Source organism: Thermodesulfomicrobium thermophilum DSM 16697 (assembly GCF_059568695.1).
Genome location: NZ_JCANTW010000010.1, coordinates 1 through 3862 on the forward strand (window position 1 = coordinate 1; position 3862 = coordinate 3862).

Below are 3862 nucleotides of genomic sequence, written 5' to 3' on the forward strand. Positions count from 1 at the left end.
CTGCAGAGATGCGGGAGTGCCCTTCGGGGAACCCAGAGACAGGTGCTGCATGGCTGTCGTCAGCTCGTGCCGTGAGGTGTTGGGTTAAGTCCCGCAACGAGCGCAACCCTTGTTCCTAGTTGCCATCAGGTGAAGCTGGGCACTCTAGGGAGACTGCCCGGGTCAACCGGGAGGAAGGTGGGGACGACGTCAAGTCATCATGGCCCTTACGCCCAGGGCTACACACGTACTACAATGGCGAGTACAAAGGGCAGCGATACCGTGAGGTGGAGCGAATCCCAAAAAACTCGTCGTAGTCCGGATTGCAGTCTGCAACTCGACTGCATGAAGTTGGAATCGCTAGTAATCGCGGATCAGCATGCCGCGGTGAATACGTTCCCGGGCCTTGTACACACCGCCCGTCACACCACGAAAGTCGGTTCTACCCGAAGTCGCCGGACTAACCCGCAAGGGAGGTAGGCGCCTACGGTAGGGCTGGTAATTGGGGTGAAGTCGTAACAAGGTAGCCGTAGGGGAACCTGCGGCTGGATCACCTCCTTATCGGAAGAGTTCTTCTCGCTATTTACTTGCAAGGGTTGTTGTCCTTGCGGTGGGGGCTTGTAGCTCAGGTGGTTAGAGCGCACGCCTGATAAGCGTGAGGTCGGAAGTTCAAGTCTTCCCAGGCCCACCAAGTGGGGGTGTAGCTCAGCTGGGAGAGCGCCTGCCTTGCACGCAGGAGGTCATCAGTTCGAACCTGTTCACCTCCACCACGACAAGGTTTGCCCTTGGGTCCTCGAGCGAATCATCGCTAGGGGACATGAGCGGAAAGCTTGTGGTTCATTGACAGAAGAATAGAGGGAAAGAGAGATACGGAATTAAGGGCATACGGTGGATGCCTTGGTGCCAGGAGGCGATGAAGGACGTGGGAGGCTGCGATAAGCCTCGGGGAGCTGCCAAACGAGCTATGATCCGGGGATTTCCGAATGGGGCAACCCGGCTGGAGTCATGTCCAGTCATCCTGTGGCTGAATTCATAGGCTGCAGGAAGCGAACTCGGGGAAGTGAAACATCTCAGTACCCGAAGGAGAAGAAATCAAGAGAGATTCTGTGAGTAGCGGCGAGCGAAAGCGGAGGAGCCTAAACCATGCAGCATGCTGTGTGGGGTTGTAGGGCCCCCGGAATCGATCCATGAGTAGATAGCAGAAGGGTCTGGAAAGGCCCACCAGAGAGAGTGACAGTCTCGTATGCGAAATCGAAAGTGGCGAGGGGGGTACCTGAGTAGGGCGGGACACGTGAAATCCCGTTTGAATCTGGGAGGACCATCTTCCAAGGCTAAATACTCCCTGGCGACCGATAGTGGACCAGTACCGTGAGGGAAAGGTGAAAAGAACCCCAGTGAGGGGAGTGCAATAGAACCTGAAACCGTATGCCTACAAGCAGTGGGAGCACCTTTTTGGTGTGACCGCGTGCCTTTTGCATAATGGGCCAGTGAGTTAATCTGTAGTGCGAGGTTAAGCCGCGAGGTGGAGCCGTAGCGAAAGCGAGTCTGAATAGGGCGTTGAGTACTGCGGATTAGACCCGAAGCCGGGTGATCTATCCATGAGCAGGTTGAAGCTTGGGTAAAGCCAAGTGGAGGACCGAACCGTTGTAAGTTGAAAATTACTCGGATGACTTGTGGATAGGGGTGAAAGGCCAATCAAACTCGGTGATAGCTGGTTCTCTCCGAAATATATTGAGGTATAGCCTCGGGAGTTTCCTTTTGGAGGTAGAGCACTGACAGGGCTAGGGGGCTTACCCGCTTACCAAACCCTATCAAACTCCGAATGCCAAAAGGTGAATCCCGGGAGTCAGACCGCGGGTGATAAGGTTCGTGGTCGAGAGGGAAAGAGCCCAGACCGACAGCTAAGGTCCCCAAGTCCATGCTCAGTGGGAAAGGAGGTGGGGTCGCTTGGACAGCCAGGAGGTTGGCTTAGAAGCAGCCATCCTTTAAAGAAAGCGTAATAGCTCACTGGTCGAGCGACCCTGCGCCGAAAATGTAACGGGGCTAAGCATGGCGCCGAAGCTTCGGAATCAGGCGTAGGTCTGATTGGTAGGAGAGCGTTCTCTGTGGGTTGAAGGAGCACCGGGAGGTGCTGTGGACTGCAGAGAAGTGACTATGCTGGCATGAGTAACGATAAAACAGGTGAAAAACCTGTTCGCCGTAAACCCAAGGTTTCCTGGGTAAAGATAATCTTCCCAGGGTAAGTCGGCCCCTAAGGCGAGGCGGAAACGCGTAGCTGATGGGAAACGGGTTAATATTCCCGTACCTGTGGTACCTTGTTTGAGTGAAGGGGGGACGCAGGAGGGTAGGTGGTCCGGGTGTTGGAATACCCGGTGCAAGCGAGTAGGGGGGCTTCTTAGGCAAATCCGGGAAGCCGCGAACCCTGAGACGTGATGCCGAGCCGTTAGGCGAAGCCATTGAGCCCACGCTGCCAAGAAAATCCTCGTAGCGAGAGGTACTGCAGACCGTACCGGAAACCGACACAGGTGGGTGGGGTGAGTAACCCAAGGCGTTTGAGCGAACTCTGGTTAAGGAACTCGGCAAAATGACCCCGTAACTTCGGGAGAAGGGGTGCCACCTTGGGTGAGCGTATTGACTATGCGAGCTTGGGGTGGTCGCAGAGAAGTGGCGGTGGCGACTGTTTACTAAAAACATAGGACTCTGCGAAGTCGTAAGACGACGTATAGGGTCTGACGCCTGCCCGGTGCTGGAAGGTTAAGAGGAGAGGTTAGCCGCGAGGCGAAGCTTTGAATCGAAGCCCCAGTAAACGGCGGCCGTAACTATAACGGTCCTAAGGTAGCGAAATTCCTTGTCGGGTAAGTTCCGACCTGCACGAATGGCGTAACGATCTCCGCGCTGTCTCAACCAGAGGCTCAGTGAAATTGAATTGGCGGTGAAGATGCCGTCTCCCCGCAGAAAGACGGAAAGACCCTGTGCACCTTTACTACAGCTTGACATTGGATCTTGGACTATCATGTGTAGGATAGGTGGGAGGCTGTGAAGCGGGTACGCCAGTATTCGTGGAGCCGTCGTTGAAATACCACCCTTGGTAGTTTAGGATTCTAATCCCAGCCCGTGATCCGGGTGGGAGACAGTGTCTGGTGGGTAGTTTGACTGGGGCGGTCGCCTCCCAAAGAGTAACGGAGGCGCACAAAGGTTCCCTCAGGCTGATTGGAAACCAGCCGTTGAGTGCAAACGCATAAGGGAGCTTGACTGCGAGACTGACAAGTCGAGCAGGGACGAAAGTCGGTGTTAGTGATCCGGTGGTTCCGCATGGAAGGGCCATCGCTCATCGGATAAAAGGTACGCCGGGGATAACAGGCTGATCGCGTCCAAGAGTTCACATCGACGACGCGGTTTGGCACCTCGATGTCGGCTCATCACATCCTGGGGCTGGAGCAGGTCCCAAGGGTACGGCTGTTCGCCGTTTAAAGTGGTACGCGAGCTGGGTTTAAAACGTCGTGAGACAGTTTGGTCCCTATCTTCTGTGGGCGTTGGAGAGTTGAGTGGGTCTGCTCCTAGTACGAGAGGACCGGAGTGGACGATCCTCTAGTGGACCTGTTGTCGCGCCAGCGGCACAGCAGGGTAGCTATGATCGGAAGAGATAACCGCTGAAAGCATCTAAGCGGGAAGCCGTCCACGAGATGAGCTCTCCCTGCCGCAAGGCAGTAAGATCCCAGGGAGACTACCTGGTAGATAGGCCGGGAGTGTACGTGCGGTAACGCATTGAGCTGACCGGTACTAATGGATCGAGTGACGTATCTCTCTTCTCTCTATTATTCTTATATATTTTCTCCTGGCGGTCATAGCGGAGGTGTCCCACCCGAATCCATTCCGAACTCGG

Annotated in this window: 2 tRNA genes and 2 rRNA genes; all 4 read left to right on the top strand. The window is 55.3% G+C overall.

The features are described 5' to 3' along the window. Window positions 1-540: ribosomal RNA gene (locus BR00_RS01275) — 16S ribosomal RNA — on the top strand; the annotation flags it as partial. Between the two features lie 53 nt (window positions 541-593). Further along, window positions 594-670 (top strand) — tRNA-Ile (locus tag BR00_RS01280). A gap of 3 nt (window positions 671-673) precedes the next feature. Then, a tRNA-Ala gene (locus tag BR00_RS01285) sits at window positions 674-749 on the top strand. 95 nt (window positions 750-844) lie between these two features. Beyond that, window positions 845-3784, top strand: a 23S ribosomal RNA gene (locus BR00_RS01290). Window positions 3785-3862: the final 78 nt, after the last annotated feature.